We start from the raw sequence: 26,503 nt of genomic DNA on the forward strand, positions 1-26,503 counted from the left end.
CCTCCTTATGCTGCATATCTGCATCACAGCGACGCTTATTCGCTGCATTATTGCATCCAAAAACCTGGATAAGCTGGGCACCAGAGAAAAATACCCAGGACCGCCATCATGCTCGTCACTCATGCCCCACCCCGCCACTCCGTGTGGCTGCCGATCTTTGCCGGCCTGTGCGCCAGCCTGGTCAGCATCGGCCTGGCACGTTTTGCCTATACGCCATTGATTCCGTCGCTGATCCAGGCCCACTGGTTCAGCGCCAATGACGTGGTGTACCTCGGTGCCGCCAACCTGGTGGGTTACCTGATCGGCGCGCTGATCGGGCGGCCCATCGCCCAGCGCACCTCGAACAGGACCGCGCTGCGCCTCATGATGGTGGCGGTGACCCTGGCGTTCTTCGCCTGCGGCTTCCCGCTGTCGGTGGTGTGGTTCTTCGCTTGGCGCCTGCTGTCGGGGATTGCCGGTGGCGCAATCATGGTGCTGGTAGCAGCGACCGTGTTGCCCCATGTACCGGCCGCACGCCGGGGTCTGGCCAGTGGCGCGATCTTCCTCGGCATCGGCCTGGGCATCGCCGGCTCCGGCACCCTTGTGCCGCCGCTGCTGAGCCTGGGTTTGCAGCAGACCTGGTTCGGCCTCGGCCTGTTGGCCGTGGTGTTGACCGCCGCCAGCTGGTTCGCCTGGCCGGCGGGCACGCTGCATGAAGACGCGCCGCCATCCGGCGCGGCCGTAGCAACGCCTTCCGGCGTGTACCTGCTGTTCGCCCAATACGCCTTTATGGCCGCGGGGCTGGTACCGGCGATGGTGTTCCTGGTGGATTACGTGGCCCGTGGCCTGGGGGCCGGGGCGCATATCGGCGCGATGATCTGGGTGATGTACGGCCTGGGTTCGATTGTGGGGCCGGTCACCTACGGGTTCCTGGCAGACAAACTGGGGGCGCGCTTGAGCATCCGCGTGGTGCTGGTGGTGCAGGCAATTGCCGTCGGTGCGTTGCCGTTTGCCGGCTCGTTGACTGGCCTGGCGGTGCTCGCGGTGATCCTCGGTTCTTTCCCGCCGGGCATCGTGCCGTTGGCGCTGGCGCGGGTGCACGAACTGATTCCCGACCATCATCAGCAGCAGGTCGCGTGGAGCCGTGCCACGGTGTCCTTTGCGACTTTCCAGGCGCTCTCGGGGTTTGCCTATTCCGCCCTGTTCAACGTCAGCGGAGGCCAGCATGCGCTGTTGTTCCTGATCGCCGCCGGGGCGATAGTGGTCGCCCTGGCCCTGGAACCGGGCATGCGCCTGCTGAACCGCCGGCCGTCCGACGCGGTCCCACCCCATACGCTCATCGCTGCAGGTAATCTGAAATGACGCTTCCCAAAGAAATGACCCTGATCGAAATCACCACCCCCGGTGGCCCCGAGGTGCTGCAACCACGCCGGGCAGAGGTACCGGTGGCGGGCCCCGGCGAGATCCTGATTCGCGTGCATGCGGCCGGTGTGAACCGCCCCGACGCCCTGCAACGCGCCGGCAAGTACCCGATGAAACCCGGCATGAACCCGCTGCCTGGCCTGGAAGTGGCGGGCGAAGTCGCCGCGCTGGGCGACGGCGTGAGCGAATACGCCGTGGGCGATAAGGTCTGTGCCCTGACCAATGGCGGCGGCTATGCGCAGTTCTGCACGGTGCCCGCCAGCCAGGCGCTGCCGATTCCTGAAGGCATGGACTGGATTCAAGCCGCCGCTGTGCCGGAAACCTTCTTCACCGTGTGGGCCAACCTGTTCGGCCTCGGCGATGCCCACACCGGCCAGCGCGTGCTGATCCACGGCGGCACCAGCGGCATCGGTACGACCGCGCTGATGCTGTGCCGCGAATTCGGCATCCAGGCCTTCGCCACCGCCGGCAGCGCCGACAAATGCGCAGCCATCGCCCAACTGGGCGGCGAGCCGATCAATTATCGCGAGCAGGATTTTGCCGAGGTCATCGCGCAACAGACCAACGGCCAGGGTGTGGATGTGATCCTCGACATCATGGGCGGCTCGTATTTGAACAACAACCTCAAGGCCCTGGCCATGGACGGCCACCTGGTGATGCTGGGTTTCCTCGGCGGCGCCAAGGCCAACGACGTCGACCTGCTGACCATCCTCGGCAAGCGCGCGGTGATTACCGGCTCACTGTTGCGTGCGCGCAGCAAGGATGAAAAAGCCGCGATTGCCGAACAGTTGCGCGAGTACATCTGGCCGGTACTGGAAGCCGGGCGTTGCCTGCCGATCATCGACAAGGTCTACGAATACACCGACGCCGCCCAGGCCCATGCGCGGATGGAAGGTGGGGACCATATCGGCAAGATTGTGTTGCGGGTGGAGTAACCAGCAGACAACACCAAAAAATGCGGGACGGGCAAGCAGCAACCTGTAGTGAGCGGGCTTGCCCCGCGCTGGGCTGCGCAGCAGCCCCAATAAGAGCGCTGCAGTGTGTCAGGCAGCTCCGGGGCTGTGTTTGGGGCTGCTACGCAGCCCAGCGCGGGGCAAGCCCGCTCACCACAAAAAGCCCGCTCACCACAGTTACAGTGTTCCTTCTTAAATGGCTGGCATCAGGGCAGGCCCCCTCCCACATTGACCGGGTTCTTACTCGGAATAGGTGGGGTAGTCGATGTAGCCCACCTCACCGCCACCATACATCCCCTCTTCCCGCAGCGGGTTCAACGGCCAGCCCTTGAATAGCCGTTGCGGCAGGTCCGGGTTGGCAATGAACGGCCGTCCGAATGCAATCAAATCCGCCAGCCCGGCGTCCACCAGTTTCGCGCCGCGTTCAGCGGTGTAGCGACCGGCGTAGATAATGCGACCGCTGAAGGTGCTGCGCACGGCTTCACGGAAGCTGTCGGGCAGCACGGGGGCGTTGTCCCAGTCGGCTTCGGCGATGGACACGTAGGCGATGCCCGACTGTTCCAGCACCTTGATCGCTTCGATGTAGGTGTGGTGCGGGTCTTCTTCCACCAGGCCGATGTACACACGGTCCTGGTCGGTGCCGCTGAACAACGGCGAGAACCGCACGCCCAGGCGCTCCGGCCCGACCACCTTGCTGACGGCTTCGACGATCTCGCGCAAAAAGCGCAGGCGATTGTGCAGCGAACCACCGTACTTATCGTCGCGCTGGTTGGCATGGGCCGAGATGAACTGGTTGACCAGGTAACCGTTGGCCGAATGAATTTCCACGCCGTCAAACCCGGCGTCCAGGGCATTGCGTGCGGCCTGGGCGTAGTGCCCGACCAATTCTTCAATCTCGAGCACGCTCAAGGCGCGAGGCACCGGCGGCTGCTTCAATTCACCCGTGCCAGGCCCGGTCTCGATAAAGGCCTTGGCTTGCTGGGCTTGAATAGCCGACGGTGCCACCGGTGTGGCGCCGTCAGGCTGCAAGGCGTTGTGGGACACACGGCCCACATGCCACAACTGGGCAAAGATCACCCCGCCTTCGGCATGCACCGCGTCGGTGACCTTGCGCCAGCCGTCGATCTGCGCCGGGGTGTAGATGCCCGGCGTCCAGGCATAGCCCTGGCCACGGGGTTCGATCTGCGTGCCTTCGCTGACCATGAAACCGGCCGTAGCGCGCTGGCGGTAATACTCGGCCATCAGGTCGGTGGCGATATCGCCGGGCTGGGCGCTGCGCTGGCGTGTCAACGGTGGCAGCACGATACGGTTGTTCAAGGTGTGATGACCCAGTTTGACCGGGGTACTTAAAACGCTGTTAGTCATTGGGGTATTCCAAATTCGAGACGAGCAAACCCATTGGCGACTGTTGCAAGTCGCCAATGAATGAAAGGGTTAATTAACTTACGCGGTGAGTTTGAGCAGCGCCTTGGCCACGTCACTGGAACTGGCAGGGTTCTGCCCAGTGATCAGCAAACCATCTTCGAGCACGAAGGATTGCCAGTCGGCGCCCTTCTGATAGTTGCCGCCCAGTGCCTTGAAATCATCTTCAATCAGGAACGGCACCACCTCGGTCAGGCCCACCGCCGCTTCTTCCGAGTTGGAGAAGCCGGTGACACGACGGCCCTTGACCAGCGGCTCGCCATTGACGGCCTTGACGTGACGCAAGGCGCCCGGTGCGTGGCAGACAAAGCCGATGGGCTTGCCGGCACGTTCAAAGGACTCGATCAGGGCGATGGACACCGGCGACTCTGCCAGGTCCCACAGCGGGCCGTGGCCGCCTGGGTAGAACACGGTGTCGAAGTCGTCAGCGTTGACCGTGTCCAGCTTGACCGTGCTGGCCAGGGCCTGTTGCGCGGCAGGGTCGGCGGCGAAGCGGCGAGTCTGCTCGGTTTGCGCGTCGGGCGCGTCACTCACCGGGTCCAGGGGCGGCTGGCCACCGGCCGGGGACGCCAGCACCAGTTCGGCGCCGGCGTCCTTGAACACGTAATAGGGTGCGGCAAATTCTTCGAGCCAGAAGCCGGTCTTGCGGCCGGTGTCGCCAAGCTGGTCGTGAGAGGTCAGTACCATTAATACTTTCATTTTCCAGTGCCTCGATCAGTGAATGTCTGTGTGTCCAGGGCAACCCAACAGCTGTCGGGTCAGCAGCAACGCCTCCTCGAAAGGCGCGGATGTCCGGGTGATCTTGCTCATCACGCTGGTCCCCAGCCACAGCGCGTACAGGCGCCGGGCCAGGCTTGCAGGGGCTTGGTCGACGTTCAGGGAACCGTCCTCAAGGCCACGCTGTATGGCGATGGCGAGTAAATCGATGGTGCGCGACGTGCCACGCTCCAGCGCAAGGCGCATGGGCTCTGAAAGGTCTGACACCTCCGCACCCAGTTTGACGGCAAGGCATTTGCCCGCGTCGGTGCAGCCGGTCTGATTGTCGATCCAGGCCTGCCAATAACGCATCAACTTGGCGTGCTGGGATAAACCGGGCTGGTCGAACAGTTGCTGCATGCCGTGCACGTAGTTGTCGAAGTAGGTGTCGAGCAACACGACACCGAAGCCATCCTTGGAGTTGAAGTAGTGATAGAACGAGCCTTTAGGCACCTCGGCGGCTTGCAGTATTTCGTTCAAGCCCACCGCAGAAAAACCTTTGCGGCCGACAATGGATTGCGCCGTATCAAGAATGGTCTGCCGTGCACCTTTGGTTGGGCTGTTCATGCTTCACTCCGTCCGATTAGACCAGTCGTCTAGTTCGTTGAGGGAATGTTAGGGGCCACGCCAACCCCTCACAATGTCATATGCGCAAGGATTCCGGACATGACCCGAAGTCGGTTGCCGTTTTCCCGGCAGCCGCCGACAATCCACCCTCCCACGCCCCTGGAGACATGCGATGCACAGCGTTGCGCTGATGGTTTACCCGAACTTCCAATCCCTGAGCCTCAGCCTGGGCTCGGTGTTCGAGTGCGCGAACCTGCTGCGCGGTGAGCCTGCCTATGAGTTTCACCTGGTGTCGGAAAGCGGCGGCGCGGTGATGACGTCCCAGGGCTTCTCCGTGAACACCTCGCCCCTGCGGCCCCAAGGCTATGACACGCTGATCGTCAGCGGTTACCTGGAGTTTCGCCTGCCCGAGGCCAACCTGCTGGCACTGGTCAAGGCCGCCTCGGCTCAATCGCGGCGTGTCGCCTCGTTGTGCATGGGCATCTTCGTGCTGGCCGAGGCCGGCTTGCTCGACGGCAAGCGCACCACCACCCACTGGATCCACGCGCCGGCCTTTCGCAAGCGCTACCCGGACATCCGCCTGGAAGAAGACAAGCTGTTTATCGTTGACGGCCAGGTATGGACCGGCGCCGGCATGAGTGCCGGGGTGGACATGGCGCTGGCCATGGTGGAGAACGACCTGGGCAGCGACCTCGCCCGGCGTATTGCGCGCAAGCTGGTGATCGCCCAGCGTCGGGGCAGCGAGCAATCGCAGTTGTCTGCACTGTTGGAGTTGGACCCCAAGTCCGACCGTGTGCAACTGGCCCTGGCCTACGCCCGCGAAAACCTCACCCATGACTTGTCGGTGGACGCCCTGGCCGAGGTGGCCCGGCTGAGCCCGCGCCAGTTCAGCCGGGTATTTCGCGAAGAAACCGGGCAGACGCCGGCCAAGGCCATCGAATCCCTGCGGGTTGAAGCCGCACGGGCGATGATGGAAACCAGCCGCCACCCGGTGGAAGTGGTGGCCCGCGAAACCGGCTTCGGTGATCGCGAGCGCATGCGCCAGGCGTTTCTAAGGGCGTTCGGGCAACCGCCCCAGGCGATGCAGCACACCTTTAATGCAACACCGCCCGCGTAACCAGGTAACTCATCAACTGCGGGTCATCCGCCAGTTCAAGGGCGTGCACCGGGCGCGGTAGGTTATCCAGCACCGTACGCCAGAACGCCTGGGACACTTCGTCCTGGTCATAAAACCGCACCAGCCAATCTGCCTCGCCGCTGCACAACACCTGGGTGGCGATGGCGCGGCCGATGCCTTTGCGACGATAGCGCTTGAGGATAAACAGGTCGGCCAGTTCCAGGGCGTCAACACCCGGCAACTCGCTGCCCTCGATCAGCAGGAAGCCGGCGATATAGCCGTCCACCAACAACAGGTTGGCGCTCCAGTGCGGGTCTTGCCAGTAGCGGTTCAGGTGCTGGTCATGGATGTAGAAACGGCCGTCCGCCTCGACATCTTCCTGCTCCCAGTCCGACGATTCATAGGCGTAGTACTGGTAGAGATTGCGGATAAGCTCGGCTTCTTCGGGGCCGGTCTGGATCAATTCCACGGTGGTTTCAGGCATGGGGCTCTCGGTCAAAAAACGCAGGGCGCCATTGTTCACAAAACCTCGGCGCAGTCCAATAGCGCCGCGAACCTTTCTACTTGCTGAACCGATTGCAAATAGCGGCGAGCCCTGCCGAAGCGCTGAAACATTTCGAATAAACTCCGCCGGCTCGCCACTTTTTCAAGGACACGCACTTTGACCAACGTCTGTACCGCCGGCCTGGATGTGGGCTTCGCCTCCCTGGATTACCTGCAGATCTTTATCCTGGGCGTGATCCAGGGCATTACCGAATTGTTGCCGGTCTCCTCCACCGCCCATATGCGTGTGGTGCCCGCCCTGCTCGGCTGGCAAGACCCCGGTTCGGCGTTTTCGGCGGCCATGCAGCTGGCGGCACTGGCGGCGGTGGTCAGTTACTTCTGGCGCGATGTGCGCCAAGTGACCACGGGCAGCATCGGCGCGGTGCGCCGGGGCGACTACAACGATCCATGGTTCAAGCTCGCGGTGGCGATTGTGTTGGCGACCATTCCGATCGGAATTGCCGGCCTGGCCTTGTCGTCGACCCTGAACGCCTGCAATTCGCCGCTGCGCGGGCTGCTGGTGATCGGTATTTCCTGCGTGGGAATGGCGGTGCTGCTGGCGGCGGCCGAGCTGCGCGCCCGGCATACACGCGAGGTCAGCCAGATGCGCCTGCGCGATGCGCTGATCGTCGGAGTCGCGCAGATCGGCGCGTTGATTCCGGGCGTATCGCGTTCCGGCTCGACCCTCACCGCGGCCCTGTTCCTCAACTTCAAACGCGAAGAAGCCGCACGCTTCTCCTTCCTGCTGGGCCTGCCCGCCATCGCCCTCGCCGGCTTGAAGGAGCTGTGGGTGCTGCTGCATGCCGATATGCCCTCCCATGCCTGGCCGCATTTGTTGTTCGGGCTGGTGGTGGCCAGCGTCTCGGCATTCTTCGCGATCTGGGGCCTGATGAAGTTCCTGGAGCGGTTCTCCACCTGGCCGTTTGTGATCTATCGCGCGCTGCTGGGGGTGTTCCTGATTGTGGCGGTCAGTACCGGGCTGCTGGGTTGATATAACACCCCGTCTCACCCGGCATAAGTCTCATGTGGGAGGGGGCTTGCCCCGATGAGGGCGTGTCAGTTAATGCATCTTTAACTGACCCACCGCCATCGGGAGCAAGCCCCCTCCCACATTTGAACTGCTTTGCTTTACAGCCCGCCCGTACGCTCCGCCAGTGCTTCGAGCAGGTCGGCCGATGGCACGAAGAACAACCCGCCGGTGACCGCCGTGCTGAAGTCGAGCAAGCGGTCGTAGTTGCCTGCCGGGCGGCCGACGAACATGTTTTCCAGCATCTGCTCCAGCGGCTGCGGCGAGCGTGCGTAGCCGATGAAGTAGGTGCCGAACTCCCCGGCACCGGGGCGGCCGAAGGGCATGTTGTCGCGCAGGATTTTCACTTCTTCGCCGTCCTCGTCGGTGATCACGGTCAGCGCGCTGTGGGCATTGCTCGGCTTGGCGTCTTCGCCTAACTCGATATCCGACAGCTTGGTGCGCCCGATCACCTTCTCCTGGGCTTCCACCGTCAGGCCGTTCCAGGCGGTCATGTTGTGCAGGTATTTCTGCACCAGCACGTAGCTGCCGCCTTCGAATCCGGGGTCTTCGTCGCCAACGATAGTGAAGCCCACGGCCTTGCGCCCCACCGGGTTCTCGGTGCCGTCGACAAAGCCGATGATGCTGCGCATGTCGAAGTAGCGGAAACCCTGGACTTCATCCACCACCTTCACGCTATCGCCCAACGCTGTCATCAGTTGGGTGGCGAGTTCAAAGCACAGGTCCATCTGCTCGGCGCGGATATGCAGGAGGATGTCGCCGGGCGTCGATACCGCCATGCGCCCTTCTACACCGAACTCCCGAAACGGGTGCAACGCCGCCGGGCGCGGCGTGCCGAACAAGCGGTCCCAGGCATCCGAACCAAAGCCGCAGACGCAGGTGAGGTTGCCCGCCGGCACGCGTTTGCCCACCGAACGCACGAGCCCGGCGATGTCTGCGCACCAGGCGCGCACGCCGTCTTCACTGCCGGGGGCGATGGTGGCGACCATAAAGATCGCGCTGCTGGTGATCGGGTGGCAGACGGACTGCGGTTCAAGAGGCGGCTGAACGGAGGAAGTCGGCATGGGGCAAATCCAGGCTAAGGGCGGGAGTGAACCCGCGCAGGTTAGCAGATCATTTCCGACACGCCTGCCACACGTCGCGAATCAACGCCTTGAGCTGCAACGCCTCGGCCCAGCGATCACTGATTTCACGCCCATCGGCGCCGGTGATGGCATAGGGCGGCGGGCCCAGTTCGCAGGTGAAGGACAGGCTGTGCGGGGTGTCGGGGCGGGCCAGCCAGTCCTCGATCCCGTAGCGCCACCACTGGGTAAAGCGTTGCACCCAGGCCTGGTGCTGAGGGAACGCCAGCGACACCTGCACCTGTTCGCTGCTGGCCACACGGCCATGAAAGCCCCAGCTGTGGCGCAGGATCGTGCGGATCTGCTCGTCGTCTTCAACGGCGCCGGGCTCGGGCAACTCGCGCCCGACCACGTAGTGAGACAGGTCGGCCAGCAGCTTCAAATCGGGCATCTGCGCCAGCAGGTCGAGGGTGAACAGCAGGTCGTTGGTGAGGCGATAGCGGTGGGTTTCCAGCAGCACCGGAAAATCCACCTGCTCGGCCAGGCGTTGCCAGCCTTCGATCAAGCGGGCGGCTTCGGTTTGGCTGCGCGGGCGCACGTCGGCTTGCAGGGTGAGGTGGTGGCAGCCATGGCGGCTGATCACATCCAGTGCGGCCGCCAGGTCGTCGACGCTTTGCGGGAACAACTGGCCTTCGATCTGCAAGCCCCGCGCCGTGGCGGCGGCGTGCAGACGCGCGACATCGGCGGCTTGCCAATAGTGATCGGTAATGCCGTCGAAACCGGCGGCCTTGATGCGGTCGAGTTGGGCCTCCATGGGGCCGGGCTCGGTGTGCATCGCCCAGAGGGATTGGAATACCAGGAATTGGCGCATATCAGCCTCGCAGCAGGTGTTTGAGGGACACGTCGGGGTCGACCAGGCTGGCCGCGTTCAGGGCGATGCGCGCGCTGATCAGGCGTTCGCACAGCTTGATGTCCTTGGCCACGCTGTTGCCGGGGCCCCAGCCGCAGGCGCCTTGCAAGCGCTGGTCGGCGTCGAGGTAGAACAGCAACAGACCCGCGCCCGGCAAGGCACGGCTGACGGTCAGCGGCGTGATCACGCCCACGGTCTGCAAGCCCCAGTCGTACTGTTCGGACCAGAAGCCGGGCAGCGCTTCGAACGGCTCATCACGCCCGAGCATGTTCAGTGCGGCATGCCGCCCTTGGGCCTCGGCATTGCGCCAGGTTTCCTGGCGCTGGTACTCGCCGCCGAGGCGAAACTCGCACACGTCACCTGCCGCGTAGATGTCCGGCGCGCTGGTGCGCAGGTGCGCGTCGACGCGAATGCCCTGCCCCACCTCCAGCCCCGCCGCCACGGCCAGCTCGATATTCGGTTGCATGCCGATGCCGACCACAACCCGGTCGCAGGGCAGTAACTGCCCGTCCACCAGTTGCACCGCCTCTGCATGGATCGACTCCAACGCCACATTCAAGCGCACGTCGACACCCTGTTGGCGATGCACCTGCAGCAGCGCTTCGGAGATGACCGGCGCCAGCACCCGGCCCGCCAAGCGCGGCCCGGCTTCGAGCACCGTCACCTCGCAGCCCAGGCCCCGTGCCGTGGCCGCGACTTCCAGGCCGATAAACCCGCCGCCGACAATCACCAGCCGCGCTCCGGGTCGCAACGCGGATTTCAGCGCCAGCGCTTCATCATGGGTGCGCAGGTACAGCACGTTGGCCTGCGCCTGGGGCAAGCGTCGCGCCCTGCCGCCGGTGGCCAGCAACAGGCCGGCGTAGGACAGCCACTGGCCGTCGGCCAATTGCAGGCGGTGCTGCGGCGGGTCCAGTTCGCGGACCGGGTTACCGGCGATGTGTTCGATGCCCAACTCGGCGAGCCGGGCGCTATCGCACAGGCTGCAGCCGGCCAGGTCCATGCTGCCTTGCAACAGGCCCTTGGACAGGGGCGGCCGCTCGTAGGGCACGTGCGGTTCGTCGCCGATCAGGATGAGGCGCCCGCTGTAGCCTTCTTCACGCAGGGTCAATGCCGCGCGGCCACCGGCATGGCCGGCGCCGACGATGATCAGGGCTGCGTTCATCATCAAGCCGTGACGGCGAGCAAAACCCGCCCCGCTTCGACCCGTACCGGGTAGGTCTTGAGGTTGACGCACACCGGCGCGCCCAGGGCCTTGCCCGAGCGGTAATCGAAGCGCCCGTTGTGCTTGGGGCACTCGATCACATGGTCCATCACCAGGCCGTCGGCGAGGTGGATTTTCTCGTGGGTGCACAGGCCGGCGGTGGCGAAAAACTCATTGTCCGCCGAGCGGAACACCGCGTAGGTGTGCGCCCCGTGGTCGAAGCGCAGCACGTCTTCCGCGTCTATTTCGCCCACGGCGCAGACGTCGATCCATTGATCGTTCATGGCGTTTTCTCTTGTTCTTGGGTGGGATTCAGCCGGCAGTGGCTTCTGCATGCATCGGGGCCCTGGCGGCCGGTTCAGCACTGGGGCGGATGGGACGCTGGACGAAGTAAGTCGGATCGCTGCGCTGCTTCCAGATCGTCGGGATGATTTCCCTGTACGCCTCGAACAGGTTGGCGTACGGCGGCGGGCAGTCGCTGCGGATCTCGTCGTGCAATTGCGCCAAGGCGTGGTACGGCACCATCGGGTACATGTGGTGCTCAAGGTGGTAGTTCATGTCCATGTAGATAAAGCGCAGCACGCGGTTCATGTAGATCGTGCGGCAGTTGCTGCGGTGGTCGAGCACATCTTCGGCCAGGCCCACATGCTGGGTGAGGCCGAACACGTAGCCGAGCCAGGCGCCGTAAATACTGGGCAGCCCAACCAGCATCAGCGGCAACCAGCTGTGCAGGTACAACGCGGTGCCGATGACCAGCGCATAAATGCCGACCCAGATACGCGCGGCGCGGAACACCTTGGGCCACTCGGATTCGGGGATGAAGTCCGCCTCCTGGGCACTCATCTGGCCGATGGCATGGCGCGCCACACCGCTGAAGGTCTTCCAGGCCAGGGGCAGGTTGAACAGGCTGAGAAACATCATCGGCAGGCTCGGCGGGCGAGGCTCGACGATCTCCGGGTCGCGGCCGACGACGATGGTGTCGGTGTGGTGCCGGGCATGGCTCCAGCGCCACACGTGGGGTTCGAAGATGCACATGAAGCTCGCGACCTGGTACAGCACGTCGTTCATCCAGCGGGTCTTGAACGCGGTGCCGTGGCCGGTTTCGTGCCAGCGCGGGTTGGATGCGGTGCCGTACAGCACGCCATAGGAGAGGAAGAACGGTACGCAGGCCCACGTGCCCCAGAACCAGTAGCCGCCGAAGCCGGTGGCCAACAGCGCGGCCGCCCAAATAGCAGTGTCGAGCAAGGCCGGGCCGTCGCGGCGTTGCATCAGTTCTTTCATGCGTTTACGGGAAATCGGCGATTGGTACCAACTGGCCGAGACCAGGCCTTTTTCCGCCGCGCGGGCGGCTTCGGGGCCGGTGAGGCTGTAGTCGCGCCGAGCGGTGTGAGCGGTGTGTTCAGGCATTGTTATTGTTCTCCGCAAGCGAGAGGTTTCAGGTGCTTTGCGAAACCAACGATAGAGCGCGGCTAAATCACCCTCAAGGCCTTGAATCCATTCCCTATCAAGCTATCATCCAGGCCCAGCGGGGCTTGATAGTTTTCTATCAAGACGCTCAAGGGGGCTGTCATGCACAACAATAAACGCCCGACCATCGCCACCGTCGCCGCCCATGCGGGCCTCAGCGTGGCCACCGTCGACCGCGTGCTGAATGCGCGCGCGCCGGTCAATCCGCAAACGGCCGAGCAGGTGTTCCAGGCTGCCGAAGCGGTGGGCTATTTTGCGGCGCGGTTGATCGGCCAACGCATACGCGAACGCCGACCCACCTATCGCTTCGGCATCCTGCTGCTGGGCACCGCCCAGGCGTTCTATGCCCACCTGGCGCAGTCGATCAGCGAGGCGGCGCAGCATCACGCCAGCGCCAACCTGACCTGCCAATTCGACTACATCAACGACCGCACACCCAGCGCCATCGTCGCGCAGATCGAGCAACTGGCCGTGCAGTGCGACGGCCTCGCCGTGGTCAGCTTCGCCCACCCGCTGATCAACGCGTGCCTGGCACAGATCCGCGAGGCCGGTGTGCCGGTGGTGGCGCTGCTCTCGGATATTCACGAGCAAGCCCTTGAACCCTACGTGGGCCAGGACAACCACGTAGTCGGGCGCACCATGGGCTGGCTGCTCGCCCGCACCTGCGGCGCACGCAAAGGCAGCGTGGGGATCCTGCTCGGCGGCCATCGCTTCCTCGGTCACCAGGCACGGGTCGAAGGCCTGCACAGCTACCTCGCCAAACACGCCCCAGGGCTCAAACCGCTGGAGCCGCTGATCAACCTGGACAACTGCGACATCACCGAAGAAGCCACCCTTGACCTGCTCACCCGCCACACCGACCTGCGTGGCCTGTGCGTGGTGGGCGGTGGCGGCGACGGCATCATCAGCGCCCTGGCGCAACTGCCCAAGCGCCCGGCGTTGTGCTGCATTTTGCAGGAGTCCACGCAGCTGTCACGCCAGGCGCTGAGCCAGGGGTTGATCGATGTGGTGATGGATTCACAGCCCAGGCAGACAGCGAACGCGCTGGTGCAGTTGCTGGTGGAATTGCAGAGTGCCGAGGGGTTTGATCCGGGGCGGCATCGGGTGCATATCGCGCCGCAGATTGTGACGTCGGAGAACATGTGTGCCTGATACATGGAGATCAAAAGGTGGGAGGGGGCTTGCTCCCGATAGCGGTGGGTCAGTTAAGTAGATGCCAACTGACACTCCGCTATCGGGGCAAGGGTATCTACGCAACTTTTCAGACCCTGACAAATCTCCCTGTGGCGAGCGGGCTTGTCCCGCGCTGGGCTGCGCAGCAGCCCCAGTCAAGAAGATCGCGGTGTATCAGACACTCTGTAGAGGCTGGTTTTGGGGCTGCTGCGCAGCCCAGCGCGGGACAAGCCCGCTCACCACGACAGCCCTATCCGCCGCGCTTTCAGCGTTGAGCCAACGTTGGGTAGATACCTATGGCTATCGGGGGCAAACCCCCTCCCACATTTCGACCTTACGCGCCGCGAAAATCTGCGGCATTCAGCCCGAACCGACTCATCTTGTTGTACAGCCCACCCCGCGATACGTTCAGTTGCCGGGCGGCCAGGCGGATGTTGCCGCCGGTGCTTTTGAGTGCGGCGATGATGGCGTGCATTTCGTGGCTGCTCAGGTCCTGGGCGGGCTGAGGTTCGTAGTGGCGCAGCGTGGCGCGCGGTCTGGTTTCCAGGGGCAAATCGGCCGCCTGGATCAGTTCGCCTGTCGCCAGGTTGGTGGCGCGCTCGATGCTGTTTTCCAGCTCGCGCACATTGCCTGGCCAGGCGTAGGCCGAGAGCAGTTCCAGCGCATCCGGGGAAAAGCCCTGCACCGCTTTGCGCAGCGAACGGGCGCAGCGCGTGAGGAAGTGCCGCGCCAGCAACGGGATGTCTTCACGGCGCATGCGCAGCGGCGGTACGGTCAGGTTCAGTACGTTGAGGCGGTAGTAGAGGTCTTCACGGAACGCGCCTTCGACCACCGCCTGGCTGAGGTTGCGGTGGGTAGCGGCGATGATCCTTACGTCCACGGGCCGTGAGCTTTTCGCGCCGACGCGGGTGATCTCGCCTTCCTGCAACACCCGCAACAGGCTGACCTGAGCGTCGAAGGACATATCGCCGATCTCATCCAGAAAAATGGTGCCGCCATCCGCCAGTTCAAACTTGCCCGCCGACCCGCCCCGGGCCGAGCCGGTAAACGCGCCCTCGACATGCCCGAACAGCTCGCTCTGCACCAGGTCCCGTGGGATCGCGCCGCAGTTGACCGCCACGAACGGGCCGTTGGCGCGGTCGCTGGCGTTGTGGATGGCCTGGGCGAACAGCTCCTTGCCGGTGCCGCTTTCGCCGAGGATCAGGGTGGTGGATTCACTGCGACTGGCGATGCGTCCCAGGTGCAGTGCGTCCTGGATCGCCCGCGACGTGCCCTGGATAGTGTCGAAGGTGTAGCGCGCCTGGGTGCTGATGATGCGCCGGGTGATTTCACGGATGCGGCGGTTCTCGCGCAGGGACACGATCACCCCGCCCTGCTCCAGCGGGCACACCGAGACCAGGCAGGCGAGCTGGCTGCGGTCGTGCAGGTGGAAGGTGCAATCGAGGTCACGCACCGGCTCACCGCCGCGTAGAAGCATGGCGTCACTCAGCTCACTGCGGCCCAGGCGCTGGAAGGGGCTGCCGATCAGCTCCAGCCCCACCCCGAACAGTTGCCGGGCATAACGGTTAAGCGCCTTGATGCAGCCACGCTCATCGAGCACCACCAGGCCTTCGTTAAGCACTTCGAGCACGGTTTGCTGCTCTTCCAACAGCGCTTGCAGGGCCATCTGGCGGGAGACCGCTTCGGCAGCCGCTTGTACGGTACCGAGGGTGTGAAAGTGAAACCAGCCGGGTTCGGCGGTGAGGGTCAGCATCGCCAGGGTCTGGCCCTGGGCATTCCTGATCGGCGCGGCGGCGCAGTGCATGCGGCGTTGGCGCAGGCCGCTGCCGAAGTTCTCCTCGGCCAGCACGTACACCAAGCGGTCTTCGGCCAGGGCCAGGCCGGTGCAGTTGGTGCCCTGGACCGATTCGAGCAGGCGGCTGCCGACGGGGGTGATGTCCAGCCCGCAGAAATACAGGGTGGTGCCGTCGGCGTCGGTGAGGTTGATATGCCCTCGCGGGTTATAGGCCAGCAAACCATGCATGACCTGCGCAGCGGCGGCGATCAGGACGCGGTGGGTGGCCAGGGTGGCAGCAAGGTCGTGGGGCGCCACAAAGCGGTACTGGCTGTCATCCGGGTCGATACCCGCCTCGACACTGCGGCGCCAGGAATCCCAGATCACCTGCCGCACCTCGGCCGGGCGCTGCACCTGCCCGGCCAGGCACGCGCGCCACGCCTGTTCCAGCGCAGCCACGGGGCCGTCGTTCAGCGCCGCAGGCCCCAGGGCCGTCAGGTAGTCGAGGTCTTGTACGCTGAACGCCATGCTCATCGGGCGGTATCCATGTTCATGTTTTTGACATGTCAGTATAGGCATGTCATCAGAATGAACACATTTTGTTTATTGTATTTTATAAATCCTTAGTTATCAGACAATTATAAATTGGCATAACCTTTGCTCCTGCCCCTTTGCCAGTCAGGGCTGTCCTGCGGCCAACAATAAAAAGGGGTCATTTCATGAGTACACAGAACATCCGCCTGGGCTTGATCGGTGCAGGTCGCATGGGCAGCTTCCACGGCCTGACCGCTGCGCGACACATCCCCGGCGCAACCCTCGCCGCCATCGCCGACCCCACTCCCGGCCAAGCCGCACGCCTGGCGGCCGAACTGGGGGTAGGCAAGGTCTACACCGACCCGCAACAGCTGCTCGACGACCCGGACATCGACGGCGTCCTCATCGCCGCCCCCGCCCGCAGCCACGCCGAACTGGTGATCAGCGCCGCCCGTGCCGGCAAGGGGATCTTCTGCGAAAAACCCATGGCCATCACCCTCGACGAAGCCGACCGCGCCATTGCCGCCGCGGCCGATGCGCGCGTGCCGCTGCAGGTCGGTTTCAATCGGCGTTTCGCCAAGAGCTTCCGCACGGCCCACCTCGACGTGGCGGCCGGCCGCATCGGCACGCCGCAGTTGTTGCGCTCGCTGACCCGCGACCCGGCACTCAACAACCCGGCCAATTCGCCGCAATGGGTGATCTTCCTGGAAACCCTGATCCACGACTTCGACACCCTGCGCTACCTCAACCCCGGTGCCGAAGCGGTGCAGGTGTATGTGATGGCCGACGCACTGATCGCACCGGAATACAAAAGCAAAGGCTTCCTCGACACCGCCGTGGTCGCGATCCGCTTCGACAACGGCGCCATCGCCACCGCGGAGGCCAACTTCCAGGCGGTGTACGGCTACGACGTGCGCGGCGAAGTGTTCGGCAGCGCCGGCATGCTGAGCATGGGCAGCCTCAACGACTCCGACCTTGTGCGCTACCTGGCCGAGGGCATCCAGGCCGACACCCAGCGTATGGACACCGACCTGCTGCGCGACGCCTACATCGCCGAACTCAACCACTTTGTCGACTGCCTGCGCAGCGGCGCCAAGCCCATGGCCAGTGGTGAAGACGCGCGCGCCGCCCTGGCGATCGCTCGCGCCTGTATCGAGTCGTTCGAGACCGGCAAGGCCGTGGCCGTGCAGGGAGCCCGCTGATGAGCCCGTTCAAATTGGCGATCAGTGCCGAGATGGTGTTTCTCGACCTGCCCTTCGTCGAGCGCGTGAAGCGCATCCATGCACTGGGTTTCAGTGCCGAAATCTGGAACTGGACCAATAAAGACATCAGCGCCCTGGCCGCCACCGGCGCCGATTTCACTTCGATGACCGGCTATATCAGCGGCACCCTCACCGACCCCGACGGCATCCGCCAACTGCTCGACAGCGCGCGCGAATCCATCGGCGTTGCCGAGCGCCTGAACTGCCCCAGCCTCAACCTGCATGGCACCGGACTGGGTGACGGCGGCCTGCCGGTGCAGCCCGTGAGCCAGACCACCGGACGCATGTGGCTGAGCGCGTGCAAGGCGCTGGAAAAAATCGCGCGCCTGGGCGAAGACGCCGGCCGCGTGTTCCTGCTGGAAAACCTCAACACCGAGGTCGACCACCCCGGCACCCCGTTCGCCCGCGCCGACGACACCCTGGCACTGATCGAAGCCGTGGGCAGCCCGCACCTGAAGATGAACCTGGACCTGTACCACGCGCAGATCGGCGAAGGAAACCTGATCGAGCTGATCCAGCGCGCGGGCAGCGCCATCGGTGAAATCCAGGTGGCCGACGTGCCCGGACGCCAGGAGCCCGGCACCGGCGAAATCCACTACCCGGCCATTGCCAGGGCCCTGCACGCCATGGGTTACAACGGCGTGGTCGGCCTCGAAGGCTGGGCCAGCGGCGACAGCGAGTTGGCCCTGGAGCGTTTCCGTCAAGCGTTCACCCTATAACAATAAAAGGAACACCCTCATGCATCGCTATTCATTGCTTGTTGCTGCATTTTTACTGCTGTTCAGCCAATGGACCTTCGCCGCGTATCGCATCGGCGTGAGCATCGCGCGGGTCGACGATAACTTCATGACCTACGTGCGCACCGGCCTGGAAAATGCCGCCAAGCAACAGGACGTGCAGATCCAGTTCGAAGACGCCCAGGGCGACGTGGTGCGCCAGCTCAATCAGGTCGAAGGCTTTCTCAACCAGAAAGTCGACGCCGTGATCGTGCTGCCGGTGGACACCGCCGCCACCGCCAACATGACCCGCGCCGCCGTGGCGGCCAAGACGCCGCTGGTGTACGTCAACCGCCACCCGGATGAGCGCATCTTGCCCAAGGGCGTGGTCACCGTGGCGTCCAACGATATCGAGGCCGGGCAATTGCAGATGCGCTACCTCGCGGAAAAGCTCGGCGGCAAGGGCAATGTGGCGATCATCATGGGCGACCTCGCGCAGAACGCCACCCATGACCGCACCGAAGGCGTCAAGCAGGTGCTCAAGGACTTTCCCGGCATCAAGGTGGTGGAGCAGCAAAGCGCCGAGTGGCAACGCAACAAGGGCATGGACCTGACCAGCAACTGGCTGCTGGCCGGCACGCAGTTCGATGCGATTGTGGCCAATAACGATGAAATGGCGATTGGCGCGGCCATGGCCTTGCAACAGGCGGGCAAGGCCAAGGGCGAGATCGCGATTATCGGCATCGACGGCTTGCCCGACGGCCTGGCGGCGATCAAGCGCGGCATGCTCACGGCGTCGGTATTCCAGGACCCCAAGGCCCAGGCCACGCAAGCGGTGCAGTCGGCGATCAGGATGATCAAGGGCGAGCCGATCGAGTCCGAGGTGTGGGTGCCGTTCGAGCTCATCAAGCCCGAACAGGTGGCAGTGTTCGAACAGCGCTACAAGTAAATTGAAGATAAGGCGATCAAAATGTGGGAGGGGGCTTGCCCCCGATGGCAGTGGGTCAGTTGATACATCCGTGACTGATCCACCGCTATCGGGGGCAAGCCCCCTCCCACACTTGGATCTCAATCAGTCCAGGTCACTTGCATCATGGCGTTCGGGCAACTGTTCCTCGCCCGACACCCGATTCACCCGCCGCCCACGCTGCACCGCCGGCCGCGCCTCAATCGCGTCCGCCCAGCGCTGTACGTGCTTGTACTCGTGCACCGAGAGAAACTCCGCCGCCCCATACAAGCGACCTTTGACCAACCCGCCGTACCACGGCCAGATGGCGATATCGGCGATGGTGTATTCATCCCCGGCGATGTATTCGCTCACGGCCAGGCGCTGGTCCAGCACGTCCAGTTGGCGCTTGGTTTCCATGGCAAAGCGGTTGATCGGGTATTCCATCTTGCTCGGCGCATAGGCATAGAAATGCCCGAAGCCACCGCCCAGGTACGGCGCGCTGCCCATCTGCCAGAACAACCACGACAGGCATTCCGCGCGGGCCGCCGGCTCGGTGGGGAAGAAGGCGCCGAACTTCTCGGCCAGGTACTGCAGGATCGCGCCGGACTCGAACACGCGAATCGGCTGGGCGCCGCTGTGGTCCATCAAGGCCGGGATCTTCGAGTTCGGGTTGACCCCGACAAAGCCGCTGCCGAACTGGTCGCCGTCGCCGATCTTGATCAGCCAGGCGTCGTATTCCGCGCCGCTGTGCCCGAGGGCCAACAGTTCTTCGAGCAGGATGGTGACCTTCTGCCCGTTGGGCGTGGCCAGGGAATACAGCTGCAGCGGATGCTTGCCGACCGGCAATTGCTTTTCATGGGTGGCGCCGGCGATGGGCCGGTTGATGCTGGCGAAGGTGCCGCCGCTTTCGGTGTCCCAGGTCCAGACCTTGGGTGGGACATAGCTGGATGAATCGGTCATGCTCACTGCTCCTGAGGCGCTTGGAATGGATGAATTCAAAGCGCATCTTACCGATTGGCTCACATTCAGATACCCCCACATGGCCGACAGACTTGAAGATATTCTCGCCAATCACCTGAAGGTCGTGTTCTGCGGCATCAACCCCGGCAAGGGTTCCGCCGCCCTCGGCCTGCATTTCGCCAACCGCAGCAACCGCTTCTGGCGCACCCTGCACCTGGCCGGCTTCACGCCCCATGAAATCCGCCCCGAACACGGGCGTACGCTGCTGCACTACCACTGCGGCCTGACCACGTTGGTGGAACGTCCCACGGCCAGCGCGGGCGAATTGGCACGACATGAGTTCACCCAGGCCGCGACGGGCTTCGAACACAAGATCCGCCACTGCGCGCCGCGCTTCGTGGCGTTCCTGGGCAAGCCCGGCTACAGCGCGGTGAGCGGCCAACGCGAGATCGACTGGGGCTTGCAGCCAAAGGCGCTGGGCGGCGCGTCAGTGTGGGTACTGCCCAATCCCAGCGGACGCAACCTGGCGTTCAGCCTGGAGCAGTTGGTGCAGGCGTATCAACAATTGCGCCGGGCGACCGAGTGCCCTTAATCTCTTGGGCTCGTCACCCTGACAGCAATGGAGGCTTCATGAAACTGATCGGCATGCTGGACTCGCCCTACGTGCGCCGCGTGGCCATTTCCCTGGACCTGTACGGGGTGGATTTCATGCATGAACCCCTGTCCGTGTTCCGCACCTTCGACGAATTTGCGCAGATCAACCCGGTGGTCAAGGCCCCTACCCTGGTGCTGGACGATGGCACGGTGTTGATGGACTCCAGCCTGATCCTGGAGTACCTCGAAACCCTGGCCCCGGCTGACAGGAAGCTGTTGCCCCGGCAACCTGCGGCACTGGCCAAGGACTTGCACGTTCTGGGACTGGCGCTGGCGGCCTGTGAGAAGAGCGTGCAGATCGTCTATGAACACAACCTGCGCCCGGCCGAGAAGCTGCATGCACCGTGGCTTGAGCGCGTGAGCGGGCAATTGCTCGCGGCCTATGGGTTGCTGGACAAGCAACTGGGCGACAATGAAGCACTGACCCAGGCGTCGATTACGGCGGCGGTGGCCTGGTCGTTCAGCCAGTTCACCGTGGCATCGGTGGTCAAGGCGGATGCATTTCCCAACCTGCAACGGCATGCCGAGCGGCTGGAGCGGCATCCGGCGTTCAAGCGTTATCCCATCGAATAAGCGACACAGTTTCAAATGTGGGAGGGGGCTTGCTCCCGATAAGGGTGGGTCAGTTATAGAAGTACTGCCTGAACCACCGCCATCGGGGGCAAGCCCCCTCCCACATTGGTCTGTGTTGTCTGAGAGAGGGTGTTCGGTTCAGACCCAGCCGCCGTCAACGATGAAGTTCTGCGCCGAACACATCGCCGAGGCATCGGACGCGAGAAACAGCGCCATATTGGCGATGTGTTCCGGCAGTACGCTGCCGGGCAGGCACTGGCTGCGGCTGATCAGTTCCTTGGCGGCGTCATCCACCCACATGGCCAGCTGTTTTTCGGTCATCACCCAACCGGGCACCAGCGTGTTCACCCGGATACGGTTCGGCCCCAGCTCCCGTGCCAGCGCGCGGGTCATGCCGTGGGCGGCGGCCTTGCTGGCGGCGTACACCGGGTAGCCGGCGGAGGCCATCATCCAGCCGACGGAGCCGAGGTTGATGATCGAGCCGCTGCCGGCGCGTTTCATCATCGGCACGACGGCCTTGGCGGCAAAGAAGGCGTGTTTGAGGTTGACTGAGATCAGCTTGTCGAAGGTTTCCGAATCGACTTCTTCCAGGGTGTGGCGCACGTCATTGGCGGCGTTGTTCACCAGTACGCTGATCGGCCCCAGGGAATGCTCGAAGCGCCCTATGGCCGCCTTGTAGGCGATTTCATCGGTGATGTCGCAGCACACGAACTCCACGGCATGCCCCTGGGAACTCAACAACGCCGCCAGGCGTTCGCCCTGGCTTTGCGCGCGGTCCACAAACCCGACCTTGGCACCCTGCACGGCGAAGGCGCGCACCATGAATTCGCCGATCCCCGAGGCGCCCCCGGAAATCAGTACGGTCTTGCCCTTGAGGTCGGGATAAACGGCGTGTTCAGTACTCATAAAAGGATGCCTCGATCAATTAGTCTTATTTTATTTTACGAAATCGGCTTTAAAGGCTATAAATTCGCTGTCCAACCGACAAAATATCGCTATTAGTAGAACTATTCCACTCAAAACAACAAAAGGAAGTTCGACCATGAAGCACCCTCGATACCTGCTGTCCGGCCTGGCGCTGTCCATGATGATCGCCAGCGGCGGCGCCCAGGCGGCCGGCCTGAGCAGCGAGCAAAAACCTTTCGGTAAAACCAACGACGGCACTGCCGTCGAACAGTACATCCTGCGCAACAGCCACGGCATGCAAGCCACGGTCATCACCTATGGCGGCGTGTTGCAGTCGCTGAAAGTGCCGGACAAAAACGGCACGGTCGACGACGTGGTGCTGGGCTTTGACGACGTACAAGGCTATCAAGCCGGTACGGCGTTTTTCGGCGCAACCATCGGCCGCTTCGGCAATCGCCTGGCCGGCGGCGCCTTTGAACTCGACGGCAAGCGCTTCCAGGTGCCGCTCAACGACGGCCCCAACTCACTGCATGGCGGCGCCCAGGGCTTCGACAAGCAGGTGTGGAAGGCCGAGCCGGTCAAGGACAAGGACTCAGTCGGCGTGAAGCTGAGCTACCTGTCCAAGGACGGCGAGATGGGCTTTCCCGGTAATTTGAAAACCGAAGTCACCTACCGCCTCAACGACAAGAACGAACTGCACATCGACTACAAGGCCACCACCGACAAGCCGACGGTACTCAACCTCACCAACCACAGCTACTTCAACCTGGCCGGTGCGGGTAACGGCGACATCCTCAAGCACGTCGCTACATTGCATGCCAGCCATTACACCCCGGTGAATGCCACCTTGATTCCCACCGGCGAACTCGCGCCGGTCAAGGGCACGCCGATGGACTTCCTCAAGCCCACCCCGATCGGCCAGCACATCAAGGAAGATCACCCGCAGCTCAAGTTTGCCGAGCCGAAACAGGGCGGGTTTGACTTCAACTGGGCGCTGGACACCAAGGGCGACGTCAAGCAACTCGCCGCCGAGGTGCACGACCCGGCGTCAGGCCGGCGCTTGCAGCTCTACACCAGCGAACCGGGGGTGCAGTTCTATACCAGCAACTTCCTTGATGGTTCGGTGAAGGGCAAAGGTGGCAAGACCTACCTGCACTGGAGTGGTTTCACCTTGGAGACCCAGCACTTTCCGGATGCGCCTAACCAACCAAACTTCGCCTCAACTCGCCTGAACCCAGGACAGACCTACACCCAGAACACTGTCTTCAAATTCACCGCTGATTAAATTGTGGGAGGGGGCTTGCCCCCGATTGCGGAGTGTCAGTCTGCATATTTGCTTCTGATACACCGCCATCGGGGGCAAGCCCCCTCCCACATTTTGAGCCTCACATGACAAGGGGTTCAGCGTTGTTTCATGCGGTCGATGACCACCGCCAGCAGCAGGATCGAACCGCGGATCACATACTGGTAGAAGGTGTCGATGTTCTTCAGGTTCATCGCGTTCTCGATGATCGCTAGGATCAGCACACCTGCAATCACATGGCGGATCATGCCGATGCCGCCGCTCAGCGACACCCCACCCAGCACGCAAGCGGAAATCACCGTCAGTTCGAAACCCTGGCCGATCATCGGCTGACCCGAGGTCATGCGCGAGGCGAGGATCACCCCGGCCAATGCGCCGATCAGGCCGTGCACGGCGAAGATCAGGATCTTGGTGCGGTCGACATTCACCCCCGCCAGCAACGCCGCTTCCGGGTTGCCGCCGATGGCCATGGTGTTGCGCCCGTAGGTGGTGTAGTTGAGCAGCCAGCCGAAAAACAGGAAGCACACGATGGTGATCAGGATCGGCACCGGCACGCCCAGCAGTTGGCCATTGCCAAAGATAAAGAACTGGTCCTGGGACACCCCCACCGCCTTGCCGTCGGCAAAGATATAGGCCAGGCCGCGCACGATCTGCATGGTCGCCAGGGTGGTGATCAACGCATTGACCCGCAGCTTGGCGATCACGATGCCGTTGATCAGCCCCACGACCAGGCCCATCAGCAGCGCCGCGCCGATGCCCAGCATGACGCTGTCGGTATCGCGCATCACAATCGCCGCCACCACACCGGCGCAGGCAATCACCGAGCCTACCGACAAGTCGAAGTGCCCCGATGCCAGGCAGAACAGCATGGTGCAGGCAGCGATGCCCACGGTGGAAATCGCCAGGCCCAGGCCGCGCATGTTCAACGGCGAAAGGAAGTTATCGATGAGCAAGGCGCACAGGACAAAGATGCCCACCGCCGCCAGCAGCATCGCCCAGTTGTCGAGCAGTGCGCGCATATCGAGGGGTTTGCGTGCCGTCGGCAGCGCGTTGTTTTGAGTGGTCATGGTCTTCTCTCAGTTCGCCAGGCCGCGCGGCAGGGCCAGTTGCAGCAGGTTGGATTCGGTCGCGTGTTCGCGGGTCTGTTCGCCGCGCATCGCGCCTTCGCACAGCACCAGGATGCGGTCGGAGATGCCCATCACTTCCATGAGGTCGCTGGACACCACGATCACCGCAATGCCCTGGGCCGCGAGGTTATGGATAATCTGGTAGATCTCGGCCTTGGCGCCGATGTCGATGCCGCGCGTCGGTTCGTCGAGCAGCAGCACCTTCATCGGCATCGACAGCCAGCGGCCGAGAATGGCTTTCTGCTGGTTGCCGCCGGACAGGTACATGATCTTTTGCGCGGCGGTCGGGGTTTTGACCTTCATTGCCTTGATCTGCTGGTCGGCATTGCCCTTTTCCCAACCGTCGCGCAGCAACCAGCCAAACGAAGAGTGGGCTCCACGGGCGCTGATATTGATGTTCTCGGCGACGCTGGACAGCGGAATGATGCCTTCCTTCTTGCGATCTTCCGGGCACAGCAGTACACCGGCGGCGATGGCATCACGCGGTGAGCGCAGTTGCAGGGCCTCCCCGCATAACTCAAGGCTGCCGGCGCTGGCGCGTTCCAAGCCGCTGAGCAAACGGAACAGCTCCGTGCGCCCTGCCCCGACCAAGCCGAACAACCCAAGGATTTCGCCTTTGCGCACCTCAAAACTGATCGGCTCACGCAAACCCGGCCCCAACAAACCGTCGACCTTGAGCGCCACCTCGCCGTGCTCGCGCGGGCGGTAGTCGTAGATGTCCTGGATGTCGCGACCGACCATGCAGGTCACCAACTGGTCGTGGGTCAGCGCGCTCATGTCATCGAAAGTGCGCACGTAGCGGCCGTCCTTGAACACCGTCACCGCGTTGCAGATGCGGAACACTTCTTCCATGCGGTGCGACACATAGAGCACCACTTTGCCCTCGTCCCGCAGGCGCGCGATGATCGCCATCAAGCGGTCGATCTCCCGCGCCGACAGGCTGCTGGTGGGTTCGTCGAAGGCAATCACATGGGCGCCACGGGACAGCGCCTTGGCGATTTCCACCAGTTGGCGCTGGCCCAGGGACAGGCGCCCGAGTTTTTCCTCGGGGTCGATTTCATCCGCCAGGCCCTTGAGACAGGCCAGGGCCTGCTTGCGCAGCAGGCCCCGGTTGACCACGCCGAAGCGCGCGGGCAAATGCCCGAGGAACAGGTTTTCGGCGACGGTCATTTCCGGCACCAGATGCAGTTCCTGGTGGATCACCGCCACGCCACTAGCGATGCTGTCGGCGGCGCATTTGAACGCCATGGTCTGCGCGCCGATCTGCACGCTGCCGCTGCTGGGAATATAGGCGCCGCCGAGGATCTTCAGCAGCGTCGACTTACCGGCACCGTTCTCGCCCATCAAGGCGTGCACCTGCCCCGGGTGGGCGGTGAAGCTGATGCCGTCCAGCGCCTTGACCCCGGGAAAGGTTTTGCCGATAGCGTCGAAACGCAGGGCCGCCGCCGTCATTTCCACAGCCCGATCTTGGTCAGTTCTTCCTGGAAGTTGGCACGGGTGATCAGGGTCACTTCATCCATGGCCGTGTATTTAGGCGGCTCGGTGCCCTTGGTAACCCACTCGTACATCATCAACGCAGTGTTGTAGCCCTCGATGTGCGGGCTCGGCAGCATCGAGCCGAAGAAGCCGCTGTTGGCCTTCTTCAGTTCGCCGATGGCGTCGGTACCATTGATGCCGATACCGATCACATTGGCCGCAGCGAAGCCGGCGCTTTCGGTGGCGCGCACGCCGCCGAGCACGGTGTTGTCGTTCATGCCGCCGATGATCAGGTTTTTCGCACCGCTGGGCAGCTTGACCAGGGCCGAGTTGGTGGCGTCCATACTGCCGGGGACGTCGAGGGTTTTCAGTGCAGCCGTCAGGATGTGGTCCTTGGGAATACCGGCTTCTTCGAGGGATTTGATCGAGCCGTCGGTGCGTTTCTTGCCGGTGTCGAGTTCATTGAAGGTGTTGATCACCGCGTAGGTGTCCTTCCAGACCCAACCACGTTTTTTCGCTTCGGCGGCCATGGCGGCGCCTTGCTTCTGGCCCACTTCAAACGCGGCCATGCCCAGGTACGGCACGTCCTCCATGAAGTTGCCCTTGGCGTCGACAAAACGGTCATCCACGGCAATCACTTTCAAGCCGTTGGCCTTGGCCTTGGCGACGAT

At 63.4% G+C, this 26,503-nt stretch carries 25 protein-coding genes and 1 pseudogene; 11 read left to right on the forward strand and 15 right to left on the reverse strand.

The window, feature by feature from the left end:
* Nucleotides 1-108 precede the first annotated feature (108 nt).
* Both BB029_RS15350 and BB029_RS15355 read left to right on the forward strand, forming a co-directional pair.
* Nucleotides 109-1,341, forward strand: coding sequence for a YbfB/YjiJ family MFS transporter (locus tag BB029_RS15350; protein WP_065939848.1), 1,233 nt, complete (start codon nt 109-111; stop codon nt 1,339-1,341).
* Nucleotides 1,338-2,336 carry an NAD(P)H-quinone oxidoreductase gene (locus BB029_RS15355; RefSeq protein ID WP_065939849.1) on the forward strand — a complete coding sequence of 333 codons (999 nt, stop codon included), beginning with the start codon at nt 1,338-1,340 and terminating at the stop codon, nt 2,334-2,336. The genes BB029_RS15350 and BB029_RS15355 overlap by 4 nt, the downstream gene beginning before the upstream one ends.
* A 258-nt stretch (nt 2,337-2,594) precedes the next feature.
* Here the strand turns inward: BB029_RS15355 and BB029_RS15360 are convergent, their stop codons facing one another.
* The 3 genes and pseudogenes from BB029_RS15360 to BB029_RS15370 all read right to left on the reverse strand — a co-directional run bounded on the left by BB029_RS15360 (nt 2,595) and on the right by BB029_RS15370 (nt 5,099).
* A complete protein-coding gene (locus tag BB029_RS15360) occupies nt 2,595-3,719 on the reverse strand; it encodes an alkene reductase (protein WP_065939850.1) in 1,125 nt (374 codons plus the stop codon).
* 78 nt (nt 3,720-3,797) lie between these two features.
* Complete coding sequence (locus BB029_RS15365) at nt 3,798-4,475, reverse strand: type 1 glutamine amidotransferase domain-containing protein (protein ID WP_027607567.1); 678 nt, start codon at nt 4,473-4,475, stop codon at nt 3,798-3,800.
* A pseudogene (locus BB029_RS15370) lies at nt 4,472-5,099 on the reverse strand (TetR/AcrR family transcriptional regulator). Before BB029_RS15370 ends, BB029_RS15365 begins: the two are co-directional and overlap by 4 nt.
* A gap of 172 nt (nt 5,100-5,271) precedes the next feature.
* On the opposite strand from BB029_RS15370, the gene BB029_RS15375 reads away from it, so the two are divergent.
* Nucleotides 5,272-6,216, forward strand: coding sequence for a GlxA family transcriptional regulator (locus BB029_RS15375; RefSeq protein ID WP_027607569.1), 945 nt, complete (start codon nt 5,272-5,274; stop codon nt 6,214-6,216).
* On the opposite strand, the gene BB029_RS15380 is transcribed toward BB029_RS15375, so the two are convergent.
* A complete protein-coding gene (locus BB029_RS15380) occupies nt 6,194-6,700 on the reverse strand; it encodes a GNAT family N-acetyltransferase (protein ID WP_065939870.1) in 507 nt (168 codons plus the stop codon). The two genes, BB029_RS15375 and BB029_RS15380, sit on opposite strands and share 23 nt — an antisense overlap.
* Before the next feature lie 177 nt (nt 6,701-6,877).
* Here BB029_RS15380 and BB029_RS15385 point away from each other — a divergent pair, with 177 nt between their 5' ends.
* Entirely contained in the window at nt 6,878-7,750 is an 873-nt protein-coding gene (locus BB029_RS15385) for an undecaprenyl-diphosphate phosphatase (protein ID WP_065939852.1), read from the forward strand.
* A gap of 137 nt (nt 7,751-7,887) precedes the next feature.
* Here the strand turns inward: BB029_RS15385 and BB029_RS15390 are convergent, their stop codons facing one another.
* From BB029_RS15390 to BB029_RS15410, 5 genes are read right to left on the reverse strand one after another with little or no spacing between them, the layout of a single operon-like run.
* Nucleotides 7,888-8,850 (reverse strand): Dyp-type peroxidase, encoded by a 963-nt coding sequence (locus tag BB029_RS15390; RefSeq protein ID WP_065939853.1) that lies wholly within the window; start codon nt 8,848-8,850, stop codon nt 7,888-7,890.
* Nucleotides 8,851-8,899: 49 nt separating this feature from the next.
* Nucleotides 8,900-9,718: a sugar phosphate isomerase/epimerase gene (locus BB029_RS15395; protein ID WP_065939854.1), complete on the reverse strand. Its 819-nt coding sequence runs from the start codon at nt 9,716-9,718 to the stop codon at nt 8,900-8,902.
* 1 nt (nt 9,719) lies between these two features.
* The gene (locus BB029_RS15400; protein ID WP_065939855.1) at nt 9,720-10,919 is read right to left on the reverse strand and encodes an NAD(P)/FAD-dependent oxidoreductase; all 1,200 of its coding nucleotides are present in this window, start codon (nt 10,917-10,919) and stop codon (nt 9,720-9,722) included.
* Nucleotides 10,920-10,921: 2 nt separating this feature from the next.
* Nucleotides 10,922-11,242 (reverse strand): MocE family 2Fe-2S type ferredoxin, encoded by a 321-nt coding sequence (locus BB029_RS15405; RefSeq protein WP_027607575.1) that lies wholly within the window; start codon nt 11,240-11,242, stop codon nt 10,922-10,924.
* A gap of 28 nt (nt 11,243-11,270) precedes the next feature.
* The gene (locus tag BB029_RS15410) at nt 11,271-12,365 is read right to left on the reverse strand and encodes a fatty acid desaturase family protein (protein WP_065939856.1); all 1,095 of its coding nucleotides are present in this window, start codon (nt 12,363-12,365) and stop codon (nt 11,271-11,273) included.
* A 162-nt stretch (nt 12,366-12,527) separates the two neighbouring features.
* Here BB029_RS15410 and BB029_RS15415 point away from each other — a divergent pair, with 162 nt between their 5' ends.
* Nucleotides 12,528-13,577: a LacI family DNA-binding transcriptional regulator gene (locus BB029_RS15415; RefSeq protein WP_065939857.1), complete on the forward strand. Its 1,050-nt coding sequence runs from the start codon at nt 12,528-12,530 to the stop codon at nt 13,575-13,577.
* A gap of 355 nt (nt 13,578-13,932) precedes the next feature.
* Here BB029_RS15415 and BB029_RS15420 read toward each other — a convergent pair whose 3' ends face one another.
* Nucleotides 13,933-15,906: a sigma-54-dependent Fis family transcriptional regulator gene (locus BB029_RS15420; RefSeq protein ID WP_065939858.1), complete on the reverse strand. Its 1,974-nt coding sequence runs from the start codon at nt 15,904-15,906 to the stop codon at nt 13,933-13,935.
* A gap of 185 nt (nt 15,907-16,091) precedes the next feature.
* Between BB029_RS15420 and BB029_RS15425 the strand changes: the two genes are divergently transcribed.
* The 3 genes from BB029_RS15425 to BB029_RS15435 are packed head-to-tail and all read left to right on the forward strand — an operon-like array spanning nt 16,092 to nt 18,833.
* On the forward strand, nt 16,092-17,108 hold the full coding sequence (locus BB029_RS15425; protein WP_065939859.1) for a Gfo/Idh/MocA family oxidoreductase: 1,017 nt from the start codon (nt 16,092-16,094) through the stop codon (nt 17,106-17,108).
* Complete coding sequence (locus tag BB029_RS15430; protein WP_065939860.1) at nt 17,108-17,887, forward strand: TIM barrel protein; 780 nt, start codon at nt 17,108-17,110, stop codon at nt 17,885-17,887. Before BB029_RS15425 ends, BB029_RS15430 begins: the two co-directional genes overlap by 1 nt.
* Before the next feature lie 19 nt (nt 17,888-17,906).
* Nucleotides 17,907-18,833, forward strand: coding sequence for a sugar ABC transporter substrate-binding protein (locus BB029_RS15435; RefSeq protein ID WP_065939861.1), 927 nt, complete (start codon nt 17,907-17,909; stop codon nt 18,831-18,833).
* 123 nt (nt 18,834-18,956) lie between these two features.
* On the opposite strand, the gene yghU is transcribed toward BB029_RS15435, so the two are convergent.
* Nucleotides 18,957-19,793, reverse strand: a complete 837-nt coding sequence (gene yghU / locus BB029_RS15440; RefSeq protein WP_065939862.1) for a glutathione-dependent disulfide-bond oxidoreductase — start codon at nt 19,791-19,793, stop codon at nt 18,957-18,959.
* 79 nt (nt 19,794-19,872) lie between these two features.
* Here yghU and mug point away from each other — a divergent pair, with 79 nt between their 5' ends.
* Nucleotides 19,873-20,385, forward strand: coding sequence for a G/U mismatch-specific DNA glycosylase (mug, locus tag BB029_RS15445; protein ID WP_065939871.1), 513 nt, complete (start codon nt 19,873-19,875; stop codon nt 20,383-20,385).
* A gap of 38 nt (nt 20,386-20,423) precedes the next feature.
* Nucleotides 20,424-21,020 (forward strand): glutathione S-transferase family protein, encoded by a 597-nt coding sequence (locus BB029_RS15450; protein ID WP_065939863.1) that lies wholly within the window; start codon nt 20,424-20,426, stop codon nt 21,018-21,020.
* A 138-nt stretch (nt 21,021-21,158) separates the two neighbouring features.
* On the opposite strand, the gene BB029_RS15455 is transcribed toward BB029_RS15450, so the two are convergent.
* Nucleotides 21,159-21,926, reverse strand: a complete 768-nt coding sequence (locus BB029_RS15455; RefSeq protein WP_027607585.1) for an SDR family NAD(P)-dependent oxidoreductase — start codon at nt 21,924-21,926, stop codon at nt 21,159-21,161.
* A 136-nt stretch (nt 21,927-22,062) separates the two neighbouring features.
* Here BB029_RS15455 and BB029_RS15460 point away from each other — a divergent pair, with 136 nt between their 5' ends.
* Nucleotides 22,063-23,211: an aldose epimerase family protein gene (locus tag BB029_RS15460; protein WP_065939864.1), complete on the forward strand. Its 1,149-nt coding sequence runs from the start codon at nt 22,063-22,065 to the stop codon at nt 23,209-23,211.
* 116 nt (nt 23,212-23,327) lie between these two features.
* Here BB029_RS15460 and araH read toward each other — a convergent pair whose 3' ends face one another.
* The 3 genes from araH to BB029_RS15475 form a co-directional block, all read right to left on the reverse strand.
* Nucleotides 23,328-24,296 (reverse strand): L-arabinose ABC transporter permease AraH, encoded by a 969-nt coding sequence (gene araH, locus BB029_RS15465; protein ID WP_065925854.1) that lies wholly within the window; start codon nt 24,294-24,296, stop codon nt 23,328-23,330.
* A 9-nt stretch (nt 24,297-24,305) separates the two neighbouring features.
* Complete coding sequence (araG, locus tag BB029_RS15470; RefSeq protein ID WP_065939865.1) at nt 24,306-25,808, reverse strand: L-arabinose ABC transporter ATP-binding protein AraG; 1,503 nt, start codon at nt 25,806-25,808, stop codon at nt 24,306-24,308.
* On the reverse strand, nt 25,805-26,503 hold a 699-nt coding region (locus tag BB029_RS15475), incomplete at its 5' end, for a substrate-binding domain-containing protein (RefSeq protein WP_065939866.1). The genes araG and BB029_RS15475, both read right to left, overlap by 4 nt.

This window comes from Pseudomonas sp. S3E12, assembly GCF_001702295.1.
In the GTDB taxonomy this organism is placed as follows: Bacteria; Pseudomonadota; Gammaproteobacteria; order Pseudomonadales; family Pseudomonadaceae; genus Aquipseudomonas; species Aquipseudomonas marginalis.

What these genes read in the sequence shown, in the direction of transcription:
- BB029_RS15350 (WP_065939848.1), top strand. Translation starts at nt 109, where the DNA reads ATGCTCGTCACTCATGCCCCACCCCGCCACTCCGTGTGGCTGCCGATC.
- BB029_RS15355 (WP_065939849.1), top strand. Translation starts at nt 1,338, where the DNA reads ATGACGCTTCCCAAAGAAATGACCCTGATCGAAATCACCACCCCCGGT.
- BB029_RS15360 (WP_065939850.1), bottom strand. Translation starts at nt 3,719, where the DNA reads ATGACTAACAGCGTTTTAAGTACCCCGGTCAAACTGGGTCATCACACC.
- BB029_RS15365 (WP_027607567.1), bottom strand. Translation starts at nt 4,475, where the DNA reads ATGAAAGTATTAATGGTACTGACCTCTCACGACCAGCTTGGCGACACC.
- BB029_RS15375 (WP_027607569.1), top strand. Translation starts at nt 5,272, where the DNA reads ATGCACAGCGTTGCGCTGATGGTTTACCCGAACTTCCAATCCCTGAGC.
- BB029_RS15380 (WP_065939870.1), bottom strand. Translation starts at nt 6,700, where the DNA reads ATGCCTGAAACCACCGTGGAATTGATCCAGACCGGCCCCGAAGAAGCC.
- BB029_RS15390 (WP_065939853.1), bottom strand. Translation starts at nt 8,850, where the DNA reads ATGCCGACTTCCTCCGTTCAGCCGCCTCTTGAACCGCAGTCCGTCTGC.
- BB029_RS15395 (WP_065939854.1), bottom strand. Translation starts at nt 9,718, where the DNA reads ATGCGCCAATTCCTGGTATTCCAATCCCTCTGGGCGATGCACACCGAG.
- BB029_RS15400 (WP_065939855.1), bottom strand. Translation starts at nt 10,919, where the DNA reads ATGAACGCAGCCCTGATCATCGTCGGCGCCGGCCATGCCGGTGGCCGC.
- BB029_RS15405 (WP_027607575.1), bottom strand. Translation starts at nt 11,242, where the DNA reads ATGAACGATCAATGGATCGACGTCTGCGCCGTGGGCGAAATAGACGCG.
- BB029_RS15410 (WP_065939856.1), bottom strand. Translation starts at nt 12,365, where the DNA reads ATGCCTGAACACACCGCTCACACCGCTCGGCGCGACTACAGCCTCACC.
- BB029_RS15415 (WP_065939857.1), top strand. Translation starts at nt 12,528, where the DNA reads ATGCACAACAATAAACGCCCGACCATCGCCACCGTCGCCGCCCATGCG.
- BB029_RS15420 (WP_065939858.1), bottom strand. Translation starts at nt 15,906, where the DNA reads ATGAGCATGGCGTTCAGCGTACAAGACCTCGACTACCTGACGGCCCTG.
- BB029_RS15425 (WP_065939859.1), top strand. Translation starts at nt 16,092, where the DNA reads ATGAGTACACAGAACATCCGCCTGGGCTTGATCGGTGCAGGTCGCATG.
- BB029_RS15430 (WP_065939860.1), top strand. Translation starts at nt 17,108, where the DNA reads ATGAGCCCGTTCAAATTGGCGATCAGTGCCGAGATGGTGTTTCTCGAC.
- BB029_RS15435 (WP_065939861.1), top strand. Translation starts at nt 17,907, where the DNA reads ATGCATCGCTATTCATTGCTTGTTGCTGCATTTTTACTGCTGTTCAGC.
- yghU (WP_065939862.1), bottom strand. Translation starts at nt 19,793, where the DNA reads ATGACCGATTCATCCAGCTATGTCCCACCCAAGGTCTGGACCTGGGAC.
- mug (WP_065939871.1), top strand. Translation starts at nt 19,873, where the DNA reads ATGGCCGACAGACTTGAAGATATTCTCGCCAATCACCTGAAGGTCGTG.
- BB029_RS15450 (WP_065939863.1), top strand. Translation starts at nt 20,424, where the DNA reads ATGAAACTGATCGGCATGCTGGACTCGCCCTACGTGCGCCGCGTGGCC.
- BB029_RS15455 (WP_027607585.1), bottom strand. Translation starts at nt 21,926, where the DNA reads ATGAGTACTGAACACGCCGTTTATCCCGACCTCAAGGGCAAGACCGTA.
- BB029_RS15460 (WP_065939864.1), top strand. Translation starts at nt 22,063, where the DNA reads ATGAAGCACCCTCGATACCTGCTGTCCGGCCTGGCGCTGTCCATGATG.
- araH (WP_065925854.1), bottom strand. Translation starts at nt 24,296, where the DNA reads ATGACCACTCAAAACAACGCGCTGCCGACGGCACGCAAACCCCTCGAT.
- araG (WP_065939865.1), bottom strand. Translation starts at nt 25,808, where the DNA reads ATGACGGCGGCGGCCCTGCGTTTCGACGCTATCGGCAAAACCTTTCCC.